The organism is Shewanella bicestrii (assembly GCF_002216875.1).
In the GTDB taxonomy this organism is placed as follows: domain Bacteria; phylum Pseudomonadota; class Gammaproteobacteria; order Enterobacterales; family Shewanellaceae; genus Shewanella; species Shewanella seohaensis.
Genome location: NZ_CP022358.1, coordinates 2,000,192 through 2,026,571, shown reverse-complemented (window position 1 = coordinate 2,026,571; position 26,380 = coordinate 2,000,192). Strand labels below are relative to the sequence as shown.

General features: G+C 43.2%; 18 protein-coding genes. 11 read left to right on the top strand and 7 right to left on the bottom strand.

The features are described 5' to 3' along the window. Window positions 1-36: 36 nt before the first annotated feature. The gene (locus tag CF168_RS08885) at window positions 37-912 is read right to left on the bottom strand and encodes a 6-pyruvoyl trahydropterin synthase family protein (protein ID WP_086904215.1); all 876 of its coding nucleotides are present in this window, start codon (window positions 910-912) and stop codon (window positions 37-39) included. A gap of 583 nt (window positions 913-1,495) precedes the next feature. Between CF168_RS08885 and CF168_RS08880 the strand changes: the two genes are divergently transcribed. Beyond that, window positions 1,496-2,497, top strand: a complete 1,002-nt coding sequence (locus CF168_RS08880; RefSeq protein WP_086904216.1) for a cytochrome-c peroxidase — start codon at window positions 1,496-1,498, stop codon at window positions 2,495-2,497. A 138-nt stretch (window positions 2,498-2,635) separates the two neighbouring features. Here CF168_RS08880 and yejK read toward each other — a convergent pair whose 3' ends face one another. Continuing rightward, complete coding sequence (gene yejK / locus CF168_RS08875; protein ID WP_011622980.1) at window positions 2,636-3,664, bottom strand: nucleoid-associated protein YejK; 1,029 nt, start codon at window positions 3,662-3,664, stop codon at window positions 2,636-2,638. Window positions 3,665-3,741: 77 nt separating this feature from the next. Between yejK and CF168_RS08870 the strand changes: the two genes are divergently transcribed. Next, the gene (locus CF168_RS08870; protein ID WP_011622981.1) at window positions 3,742-3,960 is read left to right on the top strand and encodes a YejL family protein; all 219 of its coding nucleotides are present in this window, start codon (window positions 3,742-3,744) and stop codon (window positions 3,958-3,960) included. Window positions 3,961-4,026: 66 nt separating this feature from the next. Continuing rightward, window positions 4,027-5,817: a DUF3413 domain-containing protein gene (locus CF168_RS08865; RefSeq protein ID WP_089067632.1), complete on the top strand. Its 1,791-nt coding sequence runs from the start codon at window positions 4,027-4,029 to the stop codon at window positions 5,815-5,817. Between the two features lie 128 nt (window positions 5,818-5,945). On the opposite strand, the gene CF168_RS08860 is transcribed toward CF168_RS08865, so the two are convergent. Next, complete coding sequence (locus CF168_RS08860; RefSeq protein WP_089067631.1) at window positions 5,946-7,058, bottom strand: NADH:flavin oxidoreductase/NADH oxidase; 1,113 nt, start codon at window positions 7,056-7,058, stop codon at window positions 5,946-5,948. Between the two features lie 101 nt (window positions 7,059-7,159). Here CF168_RS08860 and CF168_RS08855 point away from each other — a divergent pair, with 101 nt between their 5' ends. Next, the gene (locus tag CF168_RS08855) at window positions 7,160-8,026 is read left to right on the top strand and encodes a LysR family transcriptional regulator (protein WP_089067630.1); all 867 of its coding nucleotides are present in this window, start codon (window positions 7,160-7,162) and stop codon (window positions 8,024-8,026) included. A 194-nt stretch (window positions 8,027-8,220) separates the two neighbouring features. Then, a complete protein-coding gene (locus tag CF168_RS08850) occupies window positions 8,221-9,171 on the top strand; it encodes a GGDEF domain-containing protein (protein WP_089067629.1) in 951 nt (316 codons plus the stop codon). 203 nt (window positions 9,172-9,374) lie between these two features. Here CF168_RS08850 and narL read toward each other — a convergent pair whose 3' ends face one another. Next, window positions 9,375-10,040, bottom strand: coding sequence for a two-component system response regulator NarL (gene narL / locus CF168_RS08845; RefSeq protein WP_089067628.1), 666 nt, complete (start codon window positions 10,038-10,040; stop codon window positions 9,375-9,377). Continuing rightward, on the bottom strand, window positions 10,033-11,886 hold the full coding sequence (narX, locus tag CF168_RS08840; RefSeq protein WP_089067627.1) for a nitrate/nitrite two-component system sensor histidine kinase NarX: 1,854 nt from the start codon (window positions 11,884-11,886) through the stop codon (window positions 10,033-10,035). The genes narL and narX overlap by 8 nt, the downstream gene beginning before the upstream one ends. Window positions 11,887-12,206: 320 nt before the next feature. On the opposite strand from narX, the gene CF168_RS08835 reads away from it, so the two are divergent. The 6 genes from CF168_RS08835 to CF168_RS08810 all read left to right on the top strand — a co-directional run bounded on the left by CF168_RS08835 (window position 12,207) and on the right by CF168_RS08810 (window position 21,435). Then, the gene (locus tag CF168_RS08835) at window positions 12,207-13,625 is read left to right on the top strand and encodes a NarK family nitrate/nitrite MFS transporter (RefSeq protein WP_089067626.1); all 1,419 of its coding nucleotides are present in this window, start codon (window positions 12,207-12,209) and stop codon (window positions 13,623-13,625) included. Window positions 13,626-14,040: 415 nt separating this feature from the next. Then, entirely contained in the window at window positions 14,041-17,811 is a 3,771-nt protein-coding gene (locus CF168_RS08830; RefSeq protein WP_089067625.1) for a nitrate reductase subunit alpha, read from the top strand. Next, complete coding sequence (gene narH / locus CF168_RS08825; RefSeq protein ID WP_089067624.1) at window positions 17,808-19,346, top strand: nitrate reductase subunit beta; 1,539 nt, start codon at window positions 17,808-17,810, stop codon at window positions 19,344-19,346. Before CF168_RS08830 ends, narH begins: the two co-directional genes overlap by 4 nt. Continuing rightward, complete coding sequence (gene narJ / locus CF168_RS08820; protein ID WP_240520077.1) at window positions 19,346-20,062, top strand: nitrate reductase molybdenum cofactor assembly chaperone; 717 nt, start codon at window positions 19,346-19,348, stop codon at window positions 20,060-20,062. Before narH ends, narJ begins: the two co-directional genes overlap by 1 nt. 2 nt (window positions 20,063-20,064) lie before the next feature. Beyond that, on the top strand, window positions 20,065-20,748 hold the full coding sequence (gene narI, locus CF168_RS08815) for a respiratory nitrate reductase subunit gamma (protein WP_089067623.1): 684 nt from the start codon (window positions 20,065-20,067) through the stop codon (window positions 20,746-20,748). A 180-nt stretch (window positions 20,749-20,928) separates the two neighbouring features. Next, entirely contained in the window at window positions 20,929-21,435 is a 507-nt protein-coding gene (locus CF168_RS08810) for a GGDEF domain-containing protein (protein WP_240520093.1), read from the top strand. Window positions 21,436-21,578: 143 nt separating this feature from the next. On the opposite strand, the gene CF168_RS08805 is transcribed toward CF168_RS08810, so the two are convergent. Both CF168_RS08805 and CF168_RS08800 read right to left on the bottom strand, forming a co-directional pair. Beyond that, window positions 21,579-22,514 (bottom strand): hypothetical protein, encoded by a 936-nt coding sequence (locus CF168_RS08805; protein ID WP_089067622.1) that lies wholly within the window; start codon window positions 22,512-22,514, stop codon window positions 21,579-21,581. 942 nt (window positions 22,515-23,456) lie between these two features. Next, window positions 23,457-26,348: a cadherin-like domain-containing protein gene (locus tag CF168_RS08800; RefSeq protein ID WP_240520076.1), complete on the bottom strand. Its 2,892-nt coding sequence runs from the start codon at window positions 26,346-26,348 to the stop codon at window positions 23,457-23,459. Window positions 26,349-26,380: the final 32 nt, after the last annotated feature.

Below are 26,380 nucleotides of genomic sequence, written 5' to 3'. Positions count from 1 at the left end.
CCTAAAGATTAGGGCGTTATAAAAAAATCGACAGGGTTAATTACCTTTGCTCACTATGGCACCTTTACCCACACCTTCGTAGGCAATCACAGTAAATTGGCTCGATGGCACTTTCGCCACTAACGTGGTCGCCATATAGTCGGCCAGCAATTCAACCGTGGTATCGTGCGGGATCAAATCACAACATTCCTTGGGCATGGCCAGTTGGAAATCCCCCTGCGGCGCTTGATAGTGGAAACCATAGTGGCTGTCATCACTGATCCGCGTTTGTGGCGATAGATTAAGGGTCTTCACTGACACTAAATCCTCCTCGCTACCGAGGTAGATATCGTGCCAACGCTTGGCCCAATATTCATCCCATTTCGGTGCCGGAATACCGTTTTCAAACACTTGAACCGGGCTGCGATGACCATGGGCAATCCGCTGGCAATTGCCATCGTGTTTACGTAAACCATGGCTGTAATGATAGTAAGGCGAATTGAGGATCTCATGCCTTAAGGTGAGGCTAATACCTTCAACATTATCGGGCAGAGTTTCCCGCAGTGCTTTTTGTAAAAAGGCGTTAACGCTTGGAATATCAATCTGTTCAGATGGAACGAGTGCAAAGGCTTGAGAAGGACAAGCTAAGTGGATCTCACCGAGCGCGCTATCGAAATCCATCCATACCCGATCGCCCTGTTGCTGCCAACGCACACCACTGTAGGCGGTCGGTACCAATAAACGATGATCGGCCACCGCATCAATTGTCTGCTTGATGGTCCGTTTCACTTTAGCGAAATCGAGCACCATATTTTGCTCATCTAGGCCGCCTTCTAATACCACATCGACAATCCAGCTTTCCCCTACCATGCCACGCTTTGGGCAAAGATAGGAAAAATCGATCACGGTTAAATCTTTTACAAACAGTTGCATTGACTCTCCTCGGCAGAAAAACAGTCCACCTTAATAGGGATTGCGCCACTTAGCGATGGCCGAGCACGCTCACTTGGCCTTATACCAAGCTTACCCAAACAGTAAATAAGGATTCTAATCAATTCTGCCTCGCCCCGCGACAAATGAATCCGCTGTTAGGCGCTTTTTATCTGGATGACACAACAAATGCACAAGCATCGCACATGAGTTAGCCAATTCGCTGGCTAATTCGATGACTGAGTGAGCAAAAAGCAAAATGCACTTATGTCACTCGCCCCGCCCAACAACGCGGAAAAATCTCGATAAAGGCGTCAAGGATATCACCGCTGAGCTAATAGCGATGAATAGAAAAGCGTAAATACAGGCTGGTTAATAGATACTCGCGATTAGCAGATAAATTGCTAAACGAAACACCACTCACCCTATCGAGATAATCGAACTAAAACAGCGAATTAGCTCACAAAAACTTAATCCACAACTGCGATAGACCCAATCGAAACAAGGCGTTATCCCTAAGGCCATTAAGTCGTTAGTATCGCCCTATAAACCATACATAAAACAAGGTTAATAAGGGAGAGACCAGATGATAAAACTCACCGCTATCGCGATCAGTATCATGGCCATGTTAGGCGGACACTACGCCGTTGCTGCCGAACCGATTGAAGTGATTACGCCAGCTAAAATCACCGAGCCAGAAAAAGTCGAGCTAGGTAAGATGCTGTTTTTCGAACCCAGACTGTCGAAATCAGGCTTTATCTCCTGTAATTCTTGCCACAATCTTTCTACCGGCGGCGTGGATGCCCTGCCCACATCGATTGGCCACCATTGGCAAGAAGGTCCAATTAACTCCCCAACCGTGCTGAACGCCGACTTTATGCTGGCGCAATTCTGGGATGGCCGCGCCAGCGACTTAAAAGAACAAGCTGCAGGCCCAATTGCCAACCCGAAGGAAATGGGCTTTACCCATGAACTTGCTACCGAAACCATTGCCTCAATGCCCGCATACCGTGCTCGCTTCGCTAAGGTTTATGGCGATGAAAAAGTCGATATCGATCGTTTAACCGATGCCATTGCCGCCTTCGAAAAAACCTTAGTCACGCCGAATAGCCCATTCGATCAATATTTATTAGGTAAACAGGATGCGATTAGCAGCGAAGCCAAAGCCGGTTATCAACTGTTTAAGGACAAAGGTTGCGTCAGCTGCCATAACGGCCCCGCGGTCGGTGGCACTATGTTTATGAAGATGGGCCTCATCAAACCATTCCACACCAATAATCCTGCCGAAGGGCGTAAAGGCGTGACGGGCAAAGAAGCCGATAAATATGTGTTTAAAGTACCGACGCTGCGTAATATCGAGCTCACTTATCCCTACTTCCACGATGGCAGTGTTTGGACGCTCGAAGAAGCGGTAAATACCATGGCGGATATTCAGTTAGGACAAAAGCTTACCGACAAAGAAACTAAGGAGATGGTGGCCTTCTTAAATTCGCTCACGGGTGAACAGCCGCAGATTGCCCTACCAATCCTGCCACCATCGAATAAAGCGACGCCACGCCCAGTGCCATTTGCAGCAGCTTCCAAGTAAGTCGAGGTAAGCTGCGCTTCAGATAGGTCGCTTTCGCGCAAAAGTTAAAGGCCGAGGATTCATCCTCGGCCTTTTTGTTTAATGTTCGATGCTTAAAAAGCTGGCGCTTAACGCTTAAGCGATATTATCCAAGGCGGCTTATTCGCCCTTAAGACGTCTATCTAACTGATCTTTTAAGTTAGCGGGCACGCCTTTAATCAAGAGCGTGTCGGAAATCGGGTCGTAAATCACCCGCTGACCTAAATGGCCGCCATCGAAACTAATAGTGACGCCGCCACCGGTACCCGAAAACTTCTTCAATTGTCTTAAGGTCGATTTATCGGCCGGGAATTCTTCATCCAGCTCATAGCTACCGCCACGGGCAAAGTCATAGAAAGACTCCATACCTTGGTCGGCGAGTTCATCGGCTAAATCTTTGATCTCAATGTCAGCGCCTTCATCGAAACGCTCGGAGCAATACTCAAACACTTTGTTACGGCATTGCTGACGTTCTTCTTTAGTCAGATCGCTGCTGGCCACAAAATCTTCCACCGCATTCATTAGGGTCTTATTTTGCGCCTTGGTATTTACGCCCTCGACACAACCCATAAAGTCGAGGAAGAAGTCCGCCACCTTACGGCCGGCTCGACCACGGATAAACGAGATGTACTTGCGGGAATCCTTATCGGCCTGCCACTCAGTAAGGTCGATACGCGCCGCTAGTTGAATATTGCTTAAATCTAAGTGGTTGTTTTGCGACAGTTCCATATCATCGAGTACCGTCATCGATGACTTGGCACTCAACAGCGCCACAAACAAAAAGTCACTCGCCATGCTGGTATAGCAGGACATCAACAGGAATCCGCCTTGGCTAAAATCATATTTTGCCAACTCTTCCTGCAGCAACTTACTGGCTTGGCCGGTAAATTCGACGAAGCCTAAATCCCCTGCACGGTATTCCTGCAACGCATTCGAAAAGGCCGGATTCGCCTCACCGTCATCACCATGGATACCAAAATAGCCAAATCCTTTGCCGGATTTGCTGGTATAAGTCTGATGCAACTCTTCCAGCATCATCTCGACAGCCTGACTGTTCAGCAGAGGTTGAGGACGTAAACGGCAGCGTAATTGCCCCTGACTGTCCTGGGAAATCTCGTGAATAATTGCTTGTTCGATGTTAATACTCATAAGCCCTGATAGTGATGCTGGAATAAATCCGCTATTATATGCCGCTAATCCATTCCAAAGTGAAACATTTTTTGATTATGGCAATCCAATCGAAATACTCAAACGCACAAGTTGAATCATTAATCGCCGAGATTTTAGCGGTACTCGAAAAGCACAAAGCCCCTACTGACTTAAGCCTGATGGCACTGGGCAACTGTGTCACTCACCTGCTGGAGCGCAAAGTGCCAAGCGAATCTCGCCAAGCAGTCGCTGAACAATTTGCGAAAGCACTCGCACAATCGGTGAAATCCAATTAAGTTAGTTGAGTAACAATCGTTAAAACAACATAAGATACAACGTCTTTTAGGAATAAGCGGATCACTATGGTCGAGCGAAAAAAGCAAATGAGCCGCGATCGCGTGTCACGACTCATCAACTGGGGACATTGGTTCGCCTTCTTTAATGGCCTGTTGGCCATGATTGTCGGCACACGCTATCTGAGCAGTGTGGGTTATCCCGAAACCTGGTTTGGCTGGGGTTACCTCGCCGTCAGCACCATTGGCCAGTTCAGTTTTCTTGCTTTTATCGCCTACTTGGTCTGCCTATTCCCGCTGACCTTAATCTTACCTTACTCCAAGATTTTAAGAGGCTTAGCGGCAGTTATCGCCACCTTAAGCCTGTGTATCTTATTGTATGACACCATAGTGTATGCCGATTATGGCATGCACTTGAGTCCCTTCGCCTTTGACTTAGCCTGGGCCGATTTAAATGCCCTGCTCCACGGCACCTCTTATATTGTGACGCCCATTGCCATTTTGGTGATTGAGCTAACGGCGGCTAACTTCCTGTGGAAACGGATTGAGAAAATCCAAAAGCTGAATCTTGGCAATAAGGTCATTACCTTGATTGGGGTGTGTTTTGTCAGCAGCCATTTGATCCACATTTGGGCCGACGCGGCCGATATCACCGAAATTACCCGTTTCGATGATACTTATCCGCTGTCATACCCCGCCACGGCTCGCTCCTTTATGGAAAGCCATGGGATTGATGGTTCTTCGCAATCGGATGACGAAGCTAATCATGCGACCAGCACGCTCAGTTATCCTGCACAACCACTACAATGCCAAGCCGACAGCAAACCCAATGTGTTAATGCTGACCATCGACAGCTTACGTGCCGACATGGTGGACGCTAAGACCATGCCGTTTTTACATCAGTACACTGAGCAGAATCAGAGCTTTACTCAGCATTACAGTGGCGGTAATCAATTTAGAACCGGCATGTTCTCCCTACTCTATGGCTTACAAGGCAGCTATGGCGATGCGCGCATCTTCAATAGCACTAGCCCAATCATGACCCAAAGCTTTAGACAGGCGGGTTATCAGCTTGGCTTATTTATCCCCGAAACCAATCTGAATTTACGCTCGGCGCAGGCCATGTTTAATGACTTTACCCCCGTCATCGCCAAAGAAACCAATGGCAGTGCCGATGCAGATTTACGCAGCGTAAGCCACTTTAAGCAATGGCAAAGCGAGCAGCAGAGCCCATGGTTTGCCCTCGTCAATCTAAAGGCGCCGGAGAATTTTGACACTCCAGTCGGCTTCCTTGGCATCGAAACCGTCAAGGCCGATGCGAATTTGAAACCGGCGCAAAAGGTGCTGTTTAACCAATATCGCCAATCGTTGAATTTTATTGATAAGCAAATCCAAGCGATAGTGAGTGAGTTGCCGAGCGATACCTTAGTGATAATCACCGGCGTTAATGGCAAGATATTCACCAGCAACAGCGACGAAGCCCAGCGCAATCTGTCTCCCGAGAGTGTCAGAGTGCCCATGGTCATTCATTGGCCCAATGTTGGCGCCAGTAAGGTTAAATACCGCACGAGTCACTATGGCGTAGTGCCTACCTTGATGACCCATATCTTAGGTTGCACCAATAACACCACTGACTACAGCGCTGGCCGTAGCCTGTTGCAACCAAGTCAAGAGACTTGGATTTACATCGGTGACAGTCGCATATTTGCCATTTACCAACGGTCGGAAATCACCGTCATCGACCGCCATGGTAAATACCGTATATACGATGAAAACTTTGAGCACAGACTGCACAAGAAGATGAGTGCACCTGAGCTTATCCAAGTGATGCGAGAAGGCCGTCGCCTCTACAATCATTAAGTAGAGCGTCACTAAGCGAGCAAACTTTTACAGGCCGATATCACCCCTGTAAAAGTTTGCGTTAAAGCGAGAATAAACAAAAAGCCCCACCTTAATCGTGGGGCTTTTTGTTTGGCGAACAACTCATCTCAATCTATGGATGATTCCACTTTCACGGTGGAATAACGTTCTAACCAATGAGCGTAGGATGAAGGTAACACCCAAGATGGACGCGAGACCTTTAAGGTTTGTGCCGCTTGATAAGGCCAGTGAGGGTTAGCTAAGAACGCTTTACCTATCATCACTAAATCCATTTGTTGATCTTGAATCGCTTGCTCCGCATGGTGAGGATTATCCATGCCCCAAGACGTTGCCACCGGGAAACCCACTTCCCGACGCACTCGCTCGGCAATAGGCGCCAAAAAGGCCGGACGCCAAGGAATATTGGCCGTGGGGGTTGAAAAACAAATACTGACGTTGAGCATATCGAGGCCCGCGCGCTTAAATTGCTTTACCAAGGCGATGGACTCACTCAGGGTTTGCTCGTCTTTATCATCAAATTCAATCACACCAAAGCGCGCCGTTAACGGCAAATGCTCAGGCCAAACCGCCCTCACCGCCTCCACTGTCTCGATAAGGAAACGGCCTCGTCCTTCGGCATCGCCACCGTATTCATCGGTTCTTTGGTTGGCATAGGTAGAGAAGAAGCTTTGCGCTAAATAGCCGTGGGCAAAGTGCAGCTCTAACCATTCAAATCCAGCGTCGAGCGCCCGCTTGGCCGCCGCCACAAAATCGGCTTTCACGCGTTGAATATCATCAATCGTCATGGCTGTCGGTACTTTGCCAAGGTTTGCGCCAAATGCCACGGCCGATGGCGACAATGTTTGCCAACCTTGCTCCCCCTCAATATGGTCATCCCCTTCCCAAGGAATGTTGGCACTGGCTTTACGACCAGCATGGGCGATTTGGATCCCCGCCACCGCGCCAGCACCTTTAATCGCCGAGGCGATGTTGGCTAAACCTGCCGCTTGTTCCTCGTTCCACAATCCTAAGCAGCGCGGAGTGATCCGCCCCTCTGGCGATACGGCTGTCGCCTCAACCACCACTAAGCCTGCGCCGCCGCGAGCAAGACTTGTGTAATGTACTTGATGCCAATCGTTACTCAGCCCGTCGTGAGCCTGATACTGGCACATAGGTGCCACGGCAATCCGGTTTTTAAGCGTGATATCTTTTAATCTAAAAGGAGAAAATAGCTGGGTCATCTGACAGTCCTAACCATGGGTTAACTACGATGAGGACAGACTAAAACGAACGTGCCATAATTAAAAGCATTAGCATATTATAGGTTCTATAAGATTTCATTATGATAAACCCACAGTGGCTCAATACTTTTGCAGTGTTAGTGGAAAAGGGAAACTTTACCCGCACGGCCGAAGCCATAGGTATCACCCAAGCAGCGGTCAGCCAACATATCAGTCGCTTAGAGGAAGAATACGGCACTCTCTTTTTACGCCGTAGCCGCCAACTCGAAATCACCCCCGTTGGTGAGCATTTGTTGAGTTACGTCAAAGACATAAACTGCGCACAGAAGCGATTACAGCAAAAACTCATTCAAGATGATGCCCATATTGGCGAGATAAGCCTTATCACGCCAGGCAGTATTGGCTTAACGCTCTACCCGTTACTTTTACAGCTACAAACACAGTTTTCGCAGCTAAAAATTCACCATCGTTTTGCCCCCGATAATGAAATCCTCTCAGCCATTCTCGCTAATCAACATGAGCTAGGGATGGTGACCTTTAAACCGTCGGATCCTTGTATCAGCAGCAGCCATTTTACCGAAGAACCCCTCGAGCTAGTTGTGCCTGCGGGGCATAAAATTACCAGCTGGCAAGATTTGCAGCGCCTCGGATTTATCTCCCACCCCGATGGCGAAGCCATGGCCACCCGTTTATTAAGCCGCAAATATCCAGGGAGTCCAGGCATCCAAGAGATCCCTTGTAAAGGGTTTATTAATCAGATCAGCTTAATTCTCGAGCCCGTCGCCAAGGGGCTCGGCTTTACCGTGATCCCTCGCTATGCCCGTAAAGCCTTTGAACGACAAGATGAAATCTATGTGGTTGAGTGTGGCAGCCCAGTGGTAGACACCATTTGGCTGATCCACAGAGCCGAGTGGCCTTTGTCTCGCCGGGCACAAACGGCCATCGCTTACTTAAAAAGCCAGATTTAACCAAAACGGAGAGATAGAAACGCCACGGCGAAAGGCGTTAAACCGGCAAACTGAACGCCTAGCAATAAAAAACTAGCTATTTTAGAGCAACATAATTAATTGAATATCGGACAGATTTATTTTAATGGGTTATATTAACAACCATAAAGAGTACCCCATGTTGTTAGAACTCATTCATTGCACGGCTGCGATCCATGACAAAAAATGCCCCACAACACACAGAAACGGGTTCCGATACCAACCATAGTCAGGCCATTGATACTATTTTGAATAGTCTCGATGCACTGGTTTATGTCTCTGATTTAGCCACCTATGATCTGCTCTATCTCAATGACTACGGTGTATCGGCTTGGGGTGAGGCAAAAGGTAAAAAATGCTATCAAGTGCTGCAATCGGGGCAAAATTCACCTTGTCAATTCTGTACTAACCCTAAGCTGCTAGATGACAAGGGAACCCCTGCTGGCGTCCATGTGTGGGAGTTTCAAAACACCCAAAATAAGCGTTGGTACCAATGTCGCGATCAAGCCATTCGTTGGACCGATGGCCGATTAGTGAGAATAGAAATCGCCACAGATATCACCGAACGCAAGCAGATGGAGCAAGCGCTAATAGAGGCAAAATCCACGGCCGAACGCCTTGCCGATACTGACGAACTGACCCAGCTCTATAATCGCCGGGCTTTTTTCAATCTCGGTCGTCAAATCGCGCAGCAAGCCCAACAACCGCTGGCCTTTATCATGTTCGATATTGACCATTTTAAGCGAATTAACGACCACTGGGGCCATGCGATGGGGGATGCAGCGCTTATCCATATCGCAAAATTGACGCAAACCAAACTGAGATCCCACGATATTCTCGCCCGCCTCGGGGGCGAAGAATTTGGCCTGATTTTACCCAACACTCACCATGAGCAAGCATGGCAAGTAGCGGAGTCGATTCGCCACGGGTTTGATACGCAGCCACTACAGCTTGACGGCCACAGCATTCACTGCACCGCAAGTTTTGGCATTGCATCCTTAAGCTTGCCTCAAATCAATCAACCAGATGAGGCACAAACCCTGTTAGAGACCCTTTTCAATAATGCCGATCAGGCCATGATGCAAGCCAAGCGCGCTGGTAGGAATCAAGTCTGTGATGCGGCATAACCTACAGCAAGAAGGTAAGGTTGTTTAATACCTGAGTGATACAGGTAGCAAGACTCTCACAGATAGATTGCCAGAACCCAGCTTTATAACCATGGAGTCAGTTCAACATGTTTAAAGAGCTCCCCATCACCTAATTTGAGGCCCCTAGTCGTCTAGAACATCTAGAAAAGTAGCAGCTACTAATCCAACGAATGCAGAATATATTAAAATATATTTTCCTGAAGAATCCATACAGTCGCTTCCACCCTCGATTTAAATGATAGCTTTTTCAGTAGATTCTTAACATGAACTTTTACAGTCCCTTCAGTAATAATAAGTTTACGAGCAATCATTTTATTCGACAATCCCTGTGAAACAAGTCTGATAATATCTTTTTCTCTCGCGGTCAGCGACTCAATATCTCGTTTTGTTGCGGGGGGATTATGTCGTAAACCTGTCGCTAAAATCGGTGCAATTTCATCGCTTAATACAATTTTACCTGCAGCGGCTTTTTGTATAGATTGCAGTAAATCCTCTGGTTCCATATCTTTCAACAAATAACCATCTGCTCCATATTTAAAAGCATTAACAATATCGCCCTCATAGTTTGAAACTGTAAATACGATAATACGACTGGATAGCTCACATTCCCTCAGCTTAGTAAGAGTTTCTAAACCATTAAATTCAGGCATATTAAGGTCAAGCAGAATCAAATCTGGATCTAATTTTGTAGCTAATTCTATTCCATCTTTCCCACAGTTAGCTTCAGCAACTATACATAAATTATCGACCATTCCAATTAACTGCTTAACACCATTACGGAGCATGGGATGATCATCAATGAGCAAAATTGTTGATTTTTCTTCCTCTAGGAAAGCATCATTATACATTGCTATCTCCATTTTTAATTAAAGGAGTCTGAATTGCATCAAAGACAACTTTGACTTCGACACCACCATCTGAATGATTCCCTATATAGCATTTACCTGGGAGGTATTTTGCACGATCATTCATTATTGTTACTCCATAATGATTTACTTTAGTTATATCTTCATTTAAACCTACACCATTATCACGAATGATTACTTGAATGTAATTATTTACAGGCTCAATCTCTAATTGAACAATAGCCCATTTTGCACGTGCGTGCTTATATATATTACTCAGCGCTTCACGAACAATATGCACTAAGTGAATAGCTTGATGAGAACTTACACAATTTGGAGGTAAGCGGTACATTAATATAATATCAAAGCCTAATTTATTATTAAACTCATCTATTGTTGACGCCAATGCTGGATACAATCCAGGCTCACTGAGCTTAAGTCTAAAAGTTGTAAGCAGCTCTCGTAAGTGACTATAAGCAGAGTTAAGCTCAACGCGCATTTCCTTTATTAGTAACAATTGTTCCGCAAGTAAATTTTTGCTCTGCATTTGTAAGCAACTTACCTTTATTTTTAAGCAAGATAATGATTGAGCAATGGAGTCGTGGAGTTCCCTTGCAATCACAGCTCTTTCATCCATTATCATAAGCTGTTTATTTTTATAATCTTGATAATCTAATGCTAGTGATGTTGACAATTGTTCTATCAATGTTTGGATTGATTGCGATTGCAAGAGGGTTAAATTATTATCCTGCGAGCAATACCCTATCATTACACCATATGTACCATGTTGTCCTTTTAAAGGCCATTCGATTTTTTTATAGTTAAATAATGACTCATTGAAATTAGAATCCATACAAAGATCACAATCAGCATCGATACAATGTTTTGGCCTAACTGAATTAGTTGTCATAAATTGTTCAAAACTATTTGAATTATTATTTTCATGCAAACGTAATTGAATAGCTCTTAAAGGCGTTATCTCTTCTAGTTCTTTTAATATTGGTAAAAAACGTAAACAGGAGGATGCTGATGTATGGAGTTGATTGCTAGCACGATATAGAAAAGATAACCAAATATTTTGGTCATGAATGTGTAAAGTTTTTTCTCTAACTCTAATTTCTAGTTCATCATACATTTTAGCCAGTTCAGTTGACATACAGCTCATAGCATTTCCGAGAATAGTCATTTCATCATGATAATCTCGTTTTTTGAAACGCTGAGAAAAATCACCGGAACTAATACTATTTGCAATTTTTAGGAGCTCTTGCCATGGATGATAAATCCTTATTTGCAAAAAAACAATTCCCACTATAGTCAAAGCAATGCTAGAAATAATAAAAGCCAAATGAACATGAGAAACAACTCTTAATTTCACCTCTGTGTTTTTATCAATTTCTTTCACTAAGCCATCCAACTTAGCCACAAACAAATCGACATTAACTCGAGCGTCACTGGCAGTTGTTGCAGATAATAAATTAGGCAGCAATTGCAATGTCCAATATTGCTCCAACCTATCAAAATCATTAGTCAAGTTTTCTCTATCTAAATACCTATTTAACTCATTAGCATCGTCACCCTTACTTAATCTAGCATGATTTATATTTAGATCACTGATATATGGAAAATTGGTTAGCATCAATTTATGGTCATTACTTAATGGCACAAAAGAAAGAAGTTGGTAACTTTTCATTCGCATCGAACCAATCTCATCAATTGCATGTGCACTTCCCTGAATGCTATTCGATACCCATGATGATGTAAGCATCCCAATTATCCCCAATAAACTTAAGGAAATAATGAGTATCCCAATCTTATTTACGATAGAGAGAGTACGATTAAAACCCAACATAGCACTATAGTTCACCACTCAATTGACTCATGTATATTGCTTCGGTACTACACAGTCTATGTGTTTGCTATTTTAATCCCATACCTCCTTGTGAATACCCCTTAATTGTGTTGGAAATAAAATCAGCCACTACAGAACATGGCCTCAACCTATCCTTATGAAAAATAACAACTTAACAAGATAAACTCCCACACCTATAAAGGAGTAGGATGAGTATCTGCCAAAAAACATAATTCAAGTTCGATTGATTTATATCAATTTCTTTTAGTACTTAACCCAGTAAAAGCGTGACTACTTTCAATATTTTTGTAGGATCTCTTATGCCTTTACCTCAAAACGTCACCAAATCTCGACAGGGAGTCATACATGATTGGCAACCAGATGATAAAAATTTTTGGCAAAAAAAAGGTAAGAAAATAGCAAGAAAAAACTTAATAATTTCTATATTTTGTTTACTACTTTCATTTTCTGTCTGGATGTTATTTAGTGCAGTTGCTGTCAATCTTAATAAAGTGGGCTTTAACTTCACCACCGACCAACTGTTTCTATTAACGGCCTTGCCTTCAGTATCGGGAGCGTTATTGCGTGTGCCTTATTCGTTTGTCATACCCATTTTTGGAGGACGCCGTTGGACTGCATTCAGTACCGCTTTGTTAATGATACCTAGCATTTGGTTAGGGTTTGCTGTGCAAGATAGTGAAACGCCCTTCAGTATATTTATCATTATTGCGTTGCTATGTGGCTTCGGTGGAGCCAATTTTGCTTCAAGCATGGCTAATATTAGTTTTTTCTATCCTAAGGATAAACAAGGTAGTGCATTAGGATTAAATGGAGGATTAGGAAATCTTGGTGTTAGCATCATGCAACTATTCGTCCCCCTAATAATCTCCATTGGAATTTTCAATATTTTCGGAGACAGCACGGATATTCAAAATAATGGTAATCCAATTTGGTTACAAAATGCCGCGTGGATCTGGTTACCCTTCTTGTTAGTCAGTAGTTTAATGGCTTGGTTTGGAATGAATGATATTGCTACCGCGAAAGCATCGATAAGGCAACAACTCCCAGTGTTGAAGCAAGGTCATCTGTGGATTTTAAGCCTATTGTACCTCGCAACATTTGGATCATTCATTGGCTTTTCCGCTGGATTTGCGATGTTAACTAGTACCCAATTTCCAGAGGCCGATATATTACATATTGCTTTTTTAGGCCCTTTAATTGGTGCATTAATGCGTCCCGTTGGTGGAGTTTTATCCGATAGATGGGGTGGAATTAAAGTCACAATGACAAATTTTATGTTAATGGGACTCTTTGCTACATTACTCTTTTTTACCCTACCATCTGCAAATCACACCGGAAATTTTAATGCTTTCTTTATCGTCTTTATGGCACTGTTTGCTACAGCAGGGTTGGGTAGTGGTTCAACATTCCAAATGATTTCTGTCGTTTTTAGACGCTTAATTGTAACCAGAGTCAAAGCAAAAGGAGGAAACGACACTCAAGCCCAAGTTAAAGCGGCAACTGATACCGCTGCTGCCTTAGGATTTATTTCAGCCATAGGTGCCATCGGAGGCTTTTTTATACCCAAAGCTTTTGGTACTTCATTAGCATTAACAGGTTCTCCTGTTAATGCCATGAAAGTCTTTATCTTTTGTTATATTGCTTGCCTTTTGATTACATGGCTGATTTATGGGCGAAATATACAAACTATGGCCACTAAAAAAGCTTCGGCTGTTTAACGATTTTATTGTAGAGTTAATAAAAAAACGGTTTGCTCATGCAAACCGTTTTTTATTCCAACACGAGTTGAATTATGACTATCTCTATTTCCTGATTGGCCATCACTATTCGAATTGGATTTATACCTTATGGGTAAACCCTGTAATACGCATCTACCACTTAATAGTTCACCTGATAAAATACGCTAACCCCTAGCATCAACAATCTAAAAAATTAGTTAACAAACATCAGCTTATAAACAAACCTCACCTATCACCTTGGTGGTATCAAGCCTTAACCCTCATAAATTGCCCCCTCCCTAACTTGATCTTTGTCAACTTCTACTAACGTTCAGCTCTTTATCCTGCGGTCACCTCAAAGCAATGAATGTGTATTCATAAAAACAATTGTACACCACCATTAGGAGTAACTTGGATGAGTAAGTTTCTTGACCGGTTCCGCTATTTTAAACAAGTCGGAGACACATTCTCCGGCACTCATGGCCAGACATTGAATACAAACCGAGAATGGGAAGATGGTTACCGTAGCCGCTGGCAGCACGATAAAATCGTTCGTTCAACCCACGGAGTAAATTGTACAGGCTCTTGTAGTTGGAAAATTTACGTAAAAAATGGCTTAGTCACATGGGAAACACAACAAACGGATTATCCCAGAACCCGTCCCGATTTACCTAACCATGAACCACGCGGTTGCCCTCGAGGAGCCAGCTACTCTTGGTATCTCTACAGTGCTAATCGTCTCAAATATCCTATGGTACGTAAGCCGCTGCTCAAACTCTGGCGAGAAGCCAAACATCGTTTTACAGATCCTGTTCATGCTTGGGAATCGATAGTCACTAATCAAACTGCCGCAATGGAATACAAAACCGCGCGTGGTCGTGGTGGATTTGTTCGCAGTTCCTGGCAAGAAGTAAATGAAATTATCGCTGCATCAAATGTTTATACCATCAAACAACATGGCCCAGATCGCGTTGTCGGTTTCTCTCCTATCCCTGCAATGTCAATGGTATCTTATGCGGCGGGAGCGCGTTATTTATCCCTTATCGGAGGGTCATGTTTAAGTTTCTATGACTGGTACTGTGATTTACCCCCAGCATCTCCGATGACCTGGGGTGAGCAAACCGACGTCCCTGAGTCAGCAGATTGGTATAATTCTTCTTATATCATTGCTTGGGGCTCGAATATCCCACAAACACGTACCCCCGACGCACACTTCTTCACAGAAGTCAGATACAAAGGTACCAAAACTGTCGCCATTACTCCCGACTATGCAGAAGTCGCGAAACTTTGTGATCATTGGCTGAATCCAAAGCAAGGAACTGATAGTGCCGTCGCCTTAGCCATGGGCCATGTGATTCTGCGTGAATTCCACGTCAATCGACAATCAGAGTATTTTCAAAACTACCTACGCCAGTATTCGGATATGCCTATGCTGGTACAATTAGATCCACGTGATGATGGTAGTTTTGCCGCCGGCCGTTTCCTACGCGCCTCAGATCTGATTGATAAACTTGGTGAAGACAATAATCCAGATTGGAAAACTGTCGCCATTAACGATGAAAATGGAGAATTGGTTGCTCCAAATGGCACTGCAGGTTATCGCTGGGGGGAAAAAGGCAAATGGAACTTGGCACAGCAAGCAGGTAAAGATCAAGAGAGAGTGAAGTTACGCCTTGGTATTCATAATGAAGATCACATCGTCGACGTTGCCTTTCCATATTTTGGCGGCTTAGAACACGAACATTTCAGCAGTGTCCCCCTAAAAGATATAATCCATCGAAAACTGCCTGTAAAACGTATCCAACTTGCTGATGGAAGTGAAACGTATGTTACAACGGTATACGATTTAACCTTAGCAAACTACGGCGTTGAACGCGGCCTACAGGATCCTAGCTGCGCACCAACTTACGCCGATATTAAAGCATACTCCCCTGCATGGGCCGAGAAAATCACCGGCGTACCAGCCGATGACATCACCCGCATTGCCCGTGAATTTGCAGATAACGCAGAAAAAACACGCGGCCGTTCGATGATCATTGTCGGCGCAGGTTTAAATCACTGGTATCACATGGATATGAACTACCGTGGTTTAATCAACATGTTGGTCTTCTGTGGTTGTGTGGGACAAAGTGGCGGCGGCTGGGCTCACTATGTCGGTCAGGAGAAACTGCGCCCGCAAACGGGTTGGCAACCACTGGCTTTTGGCCTCGATTGGCAAAAACCTCCACGTCATATGAACGGCACATCCTTTTTCTACAATCACTCAAGTCAATGGCGCTATGAGAAATTAAAAACCGAAGAACTGCTGTCTCCTCTTGCCGATAAATCCCGTTATAGCCAGCACTTAATCGACATGAACGTTAAAGCTGAACGTTTAGGTTGGTTACCATCATCGCCACAACTGAACGTCAACCCATTGCACATTGCCAAGCAGGCAAATAGCGTAGGGTTATCGCCAACAGATTACACGGTTAAAGCTTTAAAAGAAGGCACTATTCGCTTTGCAGCAGAGCAACCAGAAGATCACTATCCGCGTAACATGTTTATCTGGCGCTCAAACCTGCTCGGTTCATCGGGCAAAGGCCATGAATACTTACTCAAGTATTTATTGGGTACCGAACATGGTATTCAAGGTAAAGACTTAGGTGAGATGAGTGCCGAAAAACCCAATGAAATCGAATGGAAAGACACCCCCACTCAAGGCAAGTTAGATTTAGTAGTGACTCTGGATTTCCGTATGTCAAGTACCTGCTTGTTCTCAGACATAGTGTTACCAACTGCGACCTGGTACGAAAAGGACGATATGAATACTTCAGATATGCATCCATTTATTCATCCATTATCCGCAGCAGTAGACCCTGCATGGGAAGCGAAATCAGACTGGGACATCTACAAGGGTATTGCCAAAGAGTTTTCAAAAGTCTGTGAAGGCCACCTTGGAAAAGAAACCGATGTCGTGACTCTGCCTATCCAGCATGACTCTCCAGCGGAAATCGCTCAAGCATTTGAAGTTGAAGATTGGAAACTAGGTGAATGTGACCTAATACCTGGGAAAACCGCGCCTCACATAACCACTGTGGAACGAGATTATCCCAATACTTATGCTCGCTTTACGGCTTTAGGTCCACTGCTAACGAGCCAAGGTAATGGTGGTAAAGGGATTAACTGGAATACCGACAGCGAAGTCGAACTACTGAAAAAACTCAACTATGTACACCATGATGGCATAGCAGAGGGTTTAGCAAAAATTGAATCAGCAATCGATGCCGCAGAAGTCATCTTAACCCTAGCACCTGAGACCAACGGCCATGTTGCTGTGAAAGCTTGGAATGCGTTAAGTGAGTTCACCGGCCTTGAACATCAGCATCTTGCCATCAATAAAGAAGAGGAGAAAATCCGCTTCCGCGATATTCAAGCACAGCCACGTAAAATTATTTCAAGTCCAACTTGGTCAGGTCTTGAAGATGAGCACGTTTCCTACAATGCAGGTTATACCAACGTTCACGAGTTTATTCCTTGGCGTACAGTGACAGGACGCCAGCAACTCTATCAAGATCACCAATGGATGCGTGATTTCGGTGAAAGTTTGATTGCCTACCGCCCTCCCATCAATACCCGCACGGTACATGAAATCATGGGTAAAAAAGGTAATGGCAATAAGGAAAAAGCATTGAATTGGATCACGCCACATCAAAAATGGGGGATCCACTCAACCTATAGTGAAAACCTATTGATGCTAACGCTGTCCCGAGGTGGGCCAATAGTATGGATGAGTGAAGACGATGCCAAAGACTTAGGTATTGAAGATAACGATTGGATTGAAGCCTTCAATAGCAATGGCTCATTAACGGCTCGAGCAGTAGTCAGCCAGCGTGTACCAGAAGGCATGGTGATGATGTATCACGCCCAAGAGCGTTTGGTGAACATTCCAGGATCTGAAATTACAGGGCAACGCGGTGGTATTCATAACTCGGTGACTCGAGTCTGCCCTAAGCCCACGCATATGATTGGGGGCTATGTCCACCAAGCCTACGGCTTTAACTACTATGGCACAGTGGGTTCTAACCGAGATGAGTTTGTCGTTGTTCGTCGCATGAATGACGTTAACTGGTTAGACAACGAAAATAATGATCACAAACAAGCACCCAATATGCACAGCGGCCTAGCTGGGGAGAAATCAGTATGAGAATTCGTTCACAAGTCGGCATGGTCCTGAACTTAGATAAATGTATTGGCTGCCATACCTGTTCGGTAACTTGCAAAAATGTTTGGACTAGCCGAGAAGGCATGGAGTACGCGTGGTTTAACAACGTCGAAAGTAAACCGGGTACTGGCTACCCTAGTGATTGGGAAAACCAAGAGAAATGGAAAGGCGGCTGGATCCGTAAAATTAACGGCAAGCTTGAGCCGAAGATGGGCGGTAAAGTTAGTGTGTTAGCAAAGTTATTTAACAACCCTGATATGCCCGTCATTGATGATTATTACGAGCCATTCACCTTTGATTACGAGCATTTGCATAATGCTCCGCAAGGTAAACATCAGCCGATTGCCCGTCCTCGCTCACTGATCACCGGCGAACGTATGGACAAAATTGAAAAAGGACCAAACTGGGAAGAAATCCTCGGCGGCGAATTTTCTAAGCGTTCAGCGGATCAAAACTTCAATCATATACAAAAAGAAATGTATGGTCAGTTTGAAAACACTTTCATGATGTACTTACCTCGTTTGTGTGAGCACTGTTTAAACCCTGCTTGTGCTGCTACCTGTCCAAGCGGTGCAATTTATAAACGAGAAGAAGATGGTATTGTCTTAATAGACCAAGACAAATGTCGCGGCTGGCGCATGTGCTTAACTGGTTGTCCATACAAAAAAATCTATTTCAACTGGAAGAGCGGTAAGTCAGAAAAATGTATTTTCTGCTACCCTCGGATTGAAGCTGGGCAACCCACGGTCTGCTCTGAAACCTGTGTAGGCCGTATTCGCTATTTAGGTGTGATTTTGTACGATGCTGATCGTATTGAACAAGCCGCGTCAGTGCATAACACCCAGGATCTCTACCAAAGCCAATTAGATATCTTCTTAGATCCGCACGACCCGAAAGTGATTGCAGAAGCCCGCAAACAAGGTATTACCGAAAACGTACTCGAAGCGGCACAAAAATCCCCAGTCTATAAAATGGCAATAGATTGGAAACTAGCACTTCCCTTACACCCAGAATATCGCACTCTGCCAATGGTCTGGTATGTACCGCCACTCTCACCAATCCAATCCGCTGCAGATGCTGGCGCAATCGGCAAAGAGGGTGTGTTACCGGATGTGAAGAGTCTGCGCATTCCAGTTCAATACCTCGCCAATATGTTAACCGCAGGCGATACCAAACCTGTGCTACATGCATTAAAACGAATGTTAGCTATGCGCCACTTTAAACGTGCAGAAACCGTCGATGGTGTCGTCGATACTAGCGCATTAGAACAGGTTGGATTAACGGCACAACAAGCTCAAGAAATGTATCGTTATTTGGCAATTGCTAATTACGAAGATCGCTTCGTGGTACCAAGTAGCCACCGCGAGCTCGCAAAGGAAGCCTTCCCCGAAGCCAAAGGTTGTGGCTTTAGCTTTGGTAATGGTTGCCATGGTGGTGACGACAGCAAATTCAACCTCTTTAACAGTCAACGCATCAATGCCATCGACATTACAGCGAAAACCTTGGGGGATAAATAATGCAGATGACATCACTCAGATTGATAGCCCTGCTGCTAGATTATCCAGAAAAAGAAGTTTGGGATAATGCACAGGAACTAAATAATCTAATAAAACAGTGCGCAGAACTCAGCGAATACCACAAAGAACTGATTAATCAATTTATTGAACAAATGACTCAAACTCCTTTAATGGATTTACAGGCACAGTATGGTGATTTGTTTGAGCGTGGCCGTTCTTTATCATTATTGCTATTTGAACACGTGCACGGTGAATCCCGTGACCGTGGACAAGCAATGATTGATTTACTCAATCAATATAATGCAGCTGGAATGGAATTAACGGCTAAACAACTGCCTGACTATTTGCCAACCTACCTCGAATATTTGTCGCAACTGACCGTATACGAATCAATAGATGGCTTAAAAGACATTGCGTCGATCCTCGCATTACTTAAAGAGCGACTGAGCCAACGGCAGAGCTTTTACAGTAATTTGCTGCAGGTGTTAGTCGAACAATCTGGAGAAGCAATTGCACAGGAAAGACTCGCCGAAACAGTGGCAAATGAGGCTAAAGATGACACTCCACAAGCACTCGATGCAGTGTGGGAAGAAGAGCAAATAAAGTTCTTGGGCGATGAAGGATGCGCCTCTGCACAACAAACTCTCCATCAGAGACGATTTGCTCAAGCCGTTGTTCCGCAATACCTCGACACTAAAGCATTAAATGGAGTGTAACCATGAATTTTCTTAATGGTTTTTTCTTTGATATTTATCCTTATATTGCCGCAGCGGTGTTCTTTATCGGTAGTTGGATCCGATATGACTACGGCCAATATACTTGGCGGGCAGGCTCGAGCCAGCTATTGGATAATACAAATATGCGACTTGCTTCTGGCCTATTTCATATTGGTATTATCGGGATCCTACTCGGGCATTTTTTTGGAATGCTAACCCCACATTGGGTGTATGAATCTTTCCTGTCAGTTCCGACTAAACAACTTATTGCAATGATCGCTGGGGGCATTTGTGGTCTGATAACCATCATAGGAGGAGCAATGCTGCTCAAGCGAAGATTGACGAATGTTCGTGTACGCGCAACATCGTCATTTGCCGATATCATGATCCTCACATTGCTTGTCATTCAAGCTTGTCTAGGTGTACTAACGATTCCTTTCTCTGCCCAACATTTAGATGGTAGTGAAATGATGAAGTTAGTCGGTTGGGTACAAGATATTGTCACATTCCAAGCTGGAGCATCCGCTCACTTAGAAGGAGTTGGCTTTATATTTAGATTGCATATGGTCTTAGGTATGACGCTGTTCTTACTATTTCCATTCTGCCGATTAGTGCATGTTTGGAGTGTACCAGTCGAATATCTCACCCGCCGTTATCAAATCGTCCGTAGTCGGAGCAATATCTAGGTTACGAATACTGAAGCCACCTGTTTTACAGGTGGCTTTGATACGACACTCTTCTAAGAAACTAACATGACTTGACACATTCGAGAGTTAGTTTGAAATGAAAATAAGCACAGATACAAGCAACTATTCAACTGCTTTAAGGCAAAATCCACGGCCGAACGCCTTGCCGATACTGACGAACTGACCCAGCTCTATAATCGCCGGGCTTTTTTCAATCTCGGTCGTCAAATCGCGCAGCAAGCCCAGCAACCGCTGGCCTTTATCATGTTCGATATTGACCATTTTAAGCGAATTAACGACCACTGGGGCCATGCGATGGGGGATGCGGCGCTTATCCATATCGCAAAATTGACACAAACCAAACTGAGATCCCAGGATATCCTCGCCCGCCTCGGGGGTGAAGAATTTGGCCTGATTTTACCCAACACTCACCTTGAGCAAGCATGGCAAGTAGCGGAGTCGATTCGCCACGGGTTTGATACGCAACCTCTGCAGCTTGACGGCCACAGCATTCACTGCACCGCAAGTTTTGGCATTGCATCCTTAAGCTTGCCTCAAGTCAATCATCCAGATGAGGCACAAACCCTGTTAGAGACCCTATTCAATAATGCCGATCAGGCTATGATGCAAGCTAAGCGCACAGGTAGGAATAGAGTTAATTCTGCAAAGAACTGCCATCCTATTTAGATAATTATCTCATACTATCGATATACTTAATTACATAAGTAGACAGACCAACATTAGCTAATGAGTGTTCTCTGGTTCAAGTTAATCCAGAAACATTAATCATTCAAATAGACAAACTTTTTTATCGAATGAATAATCTAACTTTATTTTAGAAATTCCTTCAAATTACACTGATTACACTTATCACCACAATTAAACAAGCATTGTAGCCTTTTTTGCACATCCTTGAGGATAACAGGATTGCTTATCGCTTTAATGATATTAAACTTCATTAGATACATCCCCATTTTATTATCACTACTCCGATAGTATTTCACCTCCTTCGCCTCAAAAACCACTTTACAAAAACTAAGCATCGGCTGAAAGTCTGCTATGAAAAAGTAAACGTAATCCTTCTCATTTGAGAATTTCAACAAATAATAACAAATCGCAACAATGATAAGTTCAAAATAATGCTTTGAATTAGCATAATAACCAGGCATAACCAAGGCACTTTTTTTTACTACTTCCTTATCAAGCTTTAAAAAATGAGGACTATCATTTAGCGGCAAAATATTTGCAATCCCTGACCAATGCCCCACAATTAGACCATCATCATTCTTCAACAAAAGAGCCGTATACAATAAATCTTTTGTAGACAACAACTTATTAAAATCACTTAAACATGAAATATTGCTATTAAACTCACCAAAGATATTTTGATATTCATCACCCCGGACCTCTGAAACCTCAGAAATGACATGCTCTGGCAACTTAAAATAAGAGAATGATGATATTGAAAAGTCTAGTGCCTTCGAGAGTAAATTAACTGCAGTCATAGCCTTATTGGAAGACTTTTGCTCCGATACGTCGACCTCTTTGATTATATCGGTAATGTTAACCCACAAAACCTTTGCAATATATAATTGCTTATATAGCGGAGGTGAGCTTCTCCCATTAATCCAGCGACTTAAGGTAATTAAATCCAATCCATCGAATATATCATAATACTCACACTGCAGCAGTGCGATCAAATCTTTCCTAGATATTTCTCTTTGCTCAATCCATGACTCCAATTTAGTTGAAAATTTGTATGTCATAATAGCCTTTATACGTTGCAACCCATAGAACGATGAATGTCGTTACTAAAAAATCAATTTAAGAGATAGAATTTAAACATGAAAAAAAAGAGAAATAGCAACTAATGAGCAGATAAAATTTACGTATATTATTTAAATGATTCTTTGACTAGAAGTTAATACTTGAAAAACCAAAAAATAATTTAGATATTAAGTAGAACTGGTTTGGTATACGAAAATAATACATTAAAATAAATTAACATTCTAAAGATATAAATAAAAATGTGATACAGGTTACATTTTTCACCATTAATTAAATTTATTTTGCATGGAAATACAATTTAACACCCTGTAAAAGCCGCCCTATAACAAAATCATCATTAAATTGTAAGTAGCATTTTGTAGCACCACTAACTATTCATTAAAATAAAGAGTAGATCAATCTAACTAAGAGATATTGCAAACACAGCAAGAATGAAATATAAACATTTTTAAAATGAGATATCAAAATTGTATTCATTAAGACATTTTATGAGGAAAACTAATATTAGGTGCCACAAAAATTCATTTTTAGCCAACTCATTAATACATCAGAGCACCTATATTTTGACCTGACCCGCCTCCACCATTAAATATTGTCGCCACGCTCAAGAACAATTTAATCTAAATTAGAACTCATGAGGTTGCACATTTTAAGACAATTAAACTTAATCTGTAATTTTTACTTTATTTAAAATAACTATATTATTGATAATCTTGAACTAAAAATATACCTATTTCATCATCTAATGGAAGATTGCAATTAATTTATCCAGAGTTAAAAACAAACTAACAAAACTCAACATTAGCATACAAAAACAATATAGAGTTAAATTAAACATTTAAAGCTTAATAAATTATCAAATAAAAAAATAGCCCATCGAACGATGGGCTATTTTTTATATTAACCTCAGTGGGTATTCATTATTGGGCCCACCACTGCGCCACATATCCTTCGCCATTATTTACGGATGGGTGGTATGTTCTCGCTCCTGCATTATCACCATTACAACCATATGCCGTTACCCCACCCAAGGGTATTAAAGTAGGGCTAGAGCAGACACCAAACAGGTCGAGTTGGTGATCATTTTCCCCCCAGAATCCCCAGAAGTTGTTCAGGTATTGGCCATTGATGACCTCATCTACGGAGTAATGGAAGCCATACGCACCACCATAAATGACCATATCTCCCAAGTTTTCGCCTTTGTCATTTGATAAATCAACGACAAGGTTGTTTCTGTATTTACCTATGAAGTACTTTCCATTAAGTTTGCCATAAACACCAGACTGAACACTTCCATTCGCAAAGCTGACATCACCCTTGTAGAAAGTCACTGGATGGGTAGTTTGCATGTACCAATTTTGCACTGTGTTATCAGGGTCTTTGTTAATCGTCTTAATTGAAGTATCTGAGGTATAAGAGACTCGCGAATAGGACAGACCGTATTTATTGCTCATCTCAGAGTTCGTTACACGGAAATCATTATAGTTGACTGTCCCACTCTCCGTTTTCACGAGCCCTCTACCATTAGTGAATAAGGACCCATTGAATGCTACATTTTTACCACGCTGAGAAAAAATGTTCGTGTTGCCACCAAAACGCTGTAGATTTGTCTTCTCAGAGTAAGACCAGACGAGCGTGTAGCCGCCAACTGACTTGTCCGTTGCGTCTGCTTCTGCTTGAGAAACCATGTCACATTGGGTTTTGTAGGTATAAGTATTGTCAGCACTTCTGAGCCAATATTCTCCATCGTTAGCTTTCAGAGCATACGGAGAATTATAGGTTGAGAAGATACTCTGGCAATCTTTTGCCGGTTGGTCGAACGAACCGATAACAATCTTAAAGAAGTCAAATGATCCAAGTTCGTAAGTCACCTGACCATAGACGTCGTAGCCAATCACCAAAAGCGTCACATTGTAAATACGTTGCTCAGGCGTAATGGTAAAAGACTTCTCACTTGACACGGTTTCACCATTGATCACCCATTCATATTCATATTTGCTCACGTCACAATATTCACAAGTCACTGACGCCGTTATAAGGTCATTTTGCCCTTCTGTCGCGTCAATCGCAACAATCACCAATGCAGGCGGGTTACCAACATGAACAATCACATTACCCGCAATTTCAGCCCCTGAGTTCGTCTTAATTTCAAAAATAAAATCATCCACGCCTATCGCGTTGCTATTAGGCGTATAGACAACTTTGGACTTACTTGTATCAGAAACTTTAACCGTACCCAACAACGCACCTGATGTACTTGTGACTTCAACAGATGCTTGTTCATCAGTGCGATATCCTTCAATTAAAGATGAAATATCGATCGTGATAGGTGTGTTTACATTCACGCTGAATGTTCTTTCCAACTCACTTTTCAACGATAAATGCGTATTTGAGTTGACAATGACGACCCAATGTTGAATGACATCGGCTTTACCATCAGTTAGCACGACATCGAAGAAGTGAGTACCTTCTGAGTCGACTTGAGCATCAACCCGTATCTTTGACTTATCGGTTGAGATTTCAGCTTTTACTTTTCCTGAAGTTGGCTGAGTCACTGACTTGAACGTAACCGTGTCATCATCAATGTCAGTTGCGAGAGCAGAGGCATTAATTGACATGCTAGTACTTTCATCTGTGTACCAAATATATGGGTTGCTTTGTAATATTGGGGCACTGTTTTCTTTTACATAGACGCGCACAATACCTGTCGCAAAACCGCCATTGTGGTCGCTAACTTGGTAGTTAATGTCGTGTATACCCGTGCGGCCGAATGTCACATCAAACTTAGTATTATCCAACTGGGTTAAGGTTGTTGGGGCCACAGTAGCGTCATACGCATATACCCCAACCAGTTGCATTGAGTCGTTGTCGGCATCATAGATGCAGCTACCTTTGGCATCTTGTGGTTCACGTCCATAAGTACACTCAGCGCTGATATCACTCGCCACATCGATAGTGTACTTCTGGCTAACGTTAATGTCCGAACCATTATTGGTCCACTGGAAGTACTTGGTTTCTGGGTTACTGTTGCTACCTGATGAGCTTACGCTGATATCAATCGCGCCAACTTTAAAGTCCCCAATTCCATCACCGTCAAAATCGTCGGATAATGAATATATTAAACGCGTAATTCCGCCTTGGTCATTGGCGTCACTGGTGTATTCAACAATGCTTTTTTTGAGGTCATCTGTTGTCGCTTTCGCACTGCCTGAGCCAAGCACTAAGACCGTACTAGATAAAACGTAGTTGTTACCTTCACTGTCCTTTGGATATAAGCTCGCTAGCTGAGCATTCAAATCGATATTTGCCACGCTTCCTGGCACAGAAATAGAAACTTGAATAGGAGGCAGTGTTGTCGACGGCAAGGAACGTAAACTAGAGCGACTATTTGGCATGATCGTTCTACGCTTTTCAACCAGTACGTTTGTTACCATTCTTGGATTCGAAAAGGTTGTTCCCGATTTAACACTACGTAGTGAATAGCGATACTGACACATTGTCGGATTTTCAAAGGCTTCCAACTCAAATGTCATACCCGATACTGCAATAGGGTCACATTGACTGGTACCGGTAATATTCGTGATGTCGTTGATCGACAACGCCTCGCTATTTGAGATAGAGTTTCGTTCGTTCAAATCAATTGAGAACTTTTGTTCGGTATAACCGCGCACAATGTGATCTTGGGTATAAACGACAGGCTGTTGCTCTCCAGAGCCATTATTGCTCGATGTAGAACTTTCAGTCCCTTCTCCACCGCAACCCACTAGTGCAAAAGATACTGTTATTAAGGCTAAATATAGTTTAATCATCATAATTCTCACACATTCATAAAATGAATTAATAC

What these genes read in the sequence shown, in the direction of transcription:
- CF168_RS08885 (WP_086904215.1), bottom strand. Translation starts at nt 912, where the DNA reads ATGCAACTGTTTGTAAAAGATTTAACCGTGATCGATTTTTCCTATCTT.
- CF168_RS08880 (WP_086904216.1), top strand. Translation starts at nt 1,496, where the DNA reads ATGATAAAACTCACCGCTATCGCGATCAGTATCATGGCCATGTTAGGC.
- yejK (WP_011622980.1), bottom strand. Translation starts at nt 3,664, where the DNA reads ATGAGTATTAACATCGAACAAGCAATTATTCACGAGATTTCCCAGGAC.
- CF168_RS08870 (WP_011622981.1), top strand. Translation starts at nt 3,742, where the DNA reads ATGGCAATCCAATCGAAATACTCAAACGCACAAGTTGAATCATTAATC.
- CF168_RS08865 (WP_089067632.1), top strand. Translation starts at nt 4,027, where the DNA reads ATGGTCGAGCGAAAAAAGCAAATGAGCCGCGATCGCGTGTCACGACTC.
- CF168_RS08860 (WP_089067631.1), bottom strand. Translation starts at nt 7,058, where the DNA reads ATGACCCAGCTATTTTCTCCTTTTAGATTAAAAGATATCACGCTTAAA.
- CF168_RS08855 (WP_089067630.1), top strand. Translation starts at nt 7,160, where the DNA reads ATGATAAACCCACAGTGGCTCAATACTTTTGCAGTGTTAGTGGAAAAG.
- CF168_RS08850 (WP_089067629.1), top strand. Translation starts at nt 8,221, where the DNA reads ATGACAAAAAATGCCCCACAACACACAGAAACGGGTTCCGATACCAAC.
- narL (WP_089067628.1), bottom strand. Translation starts at nt 10,040, where the DNA reads ATGTATAATGATGCTTTCCTAGAGGAAGAAAAATCAACAATTTTGCTC.
- narX (WP_089067627.1), bottom strand. Translation starts at nt 11,886, where the DNA reads ATGTTGGGTTTTAATCGTACTCTCTCTATCGTAAATAAGATTGGGATA.
- CF168_RS08835 (WP_089067626.1), top strand. Translation starts at nt 12,207, where the DNA reads ATGCCTTTACCTCAAAACGTCACCAAATCTCGACAGGGAGTCATACAT.
- CF168_RS08830 (WP_089067625.1), top strand. Translation starts at nt 14,041, where the DNA reads ATGAGTAAGTTTCTTGACCGGTTCCGCTATTTTAAACAAGTCGGAGAC.
- narH (WP_089067624.1), top strand. Translation starts at nt 17,808, where the DNA reads ATGAGAATTCGTTCACAAGTCGGCATGGTCCTGAACTTAGATAAATGT.
- narJ (WP_240520077.1), top strand. Translation starts at nt 19,346, where the DNA reads ATGCAGATGACATCACTCAGATTGATAGCCCTGCTGCTAGATTATCCA.
- narI (WP_089067623.1), top strand. Translation starts at nt 20,065, where the DNA reads ATGAATTTTCTTAATGGTTTTTTCTTTGATATTTATCCTTATATTGCC.
- CF168_RS08805 (WP_089067622.1), bottom strand. Translation starts at nt 22,514, where the DNA reads ATGACATACAAATTTTCAACTAAATTGGAGTCATGGATTGAGCAAAGA.
- CF168_RS08800 (WP_240520076.1), bottom strand. Translation starts at nt 26,348, where the DNA reads ATGATGATTAAACTATATTTAGCCTTAATAACAGTATCTTTTGCACTA.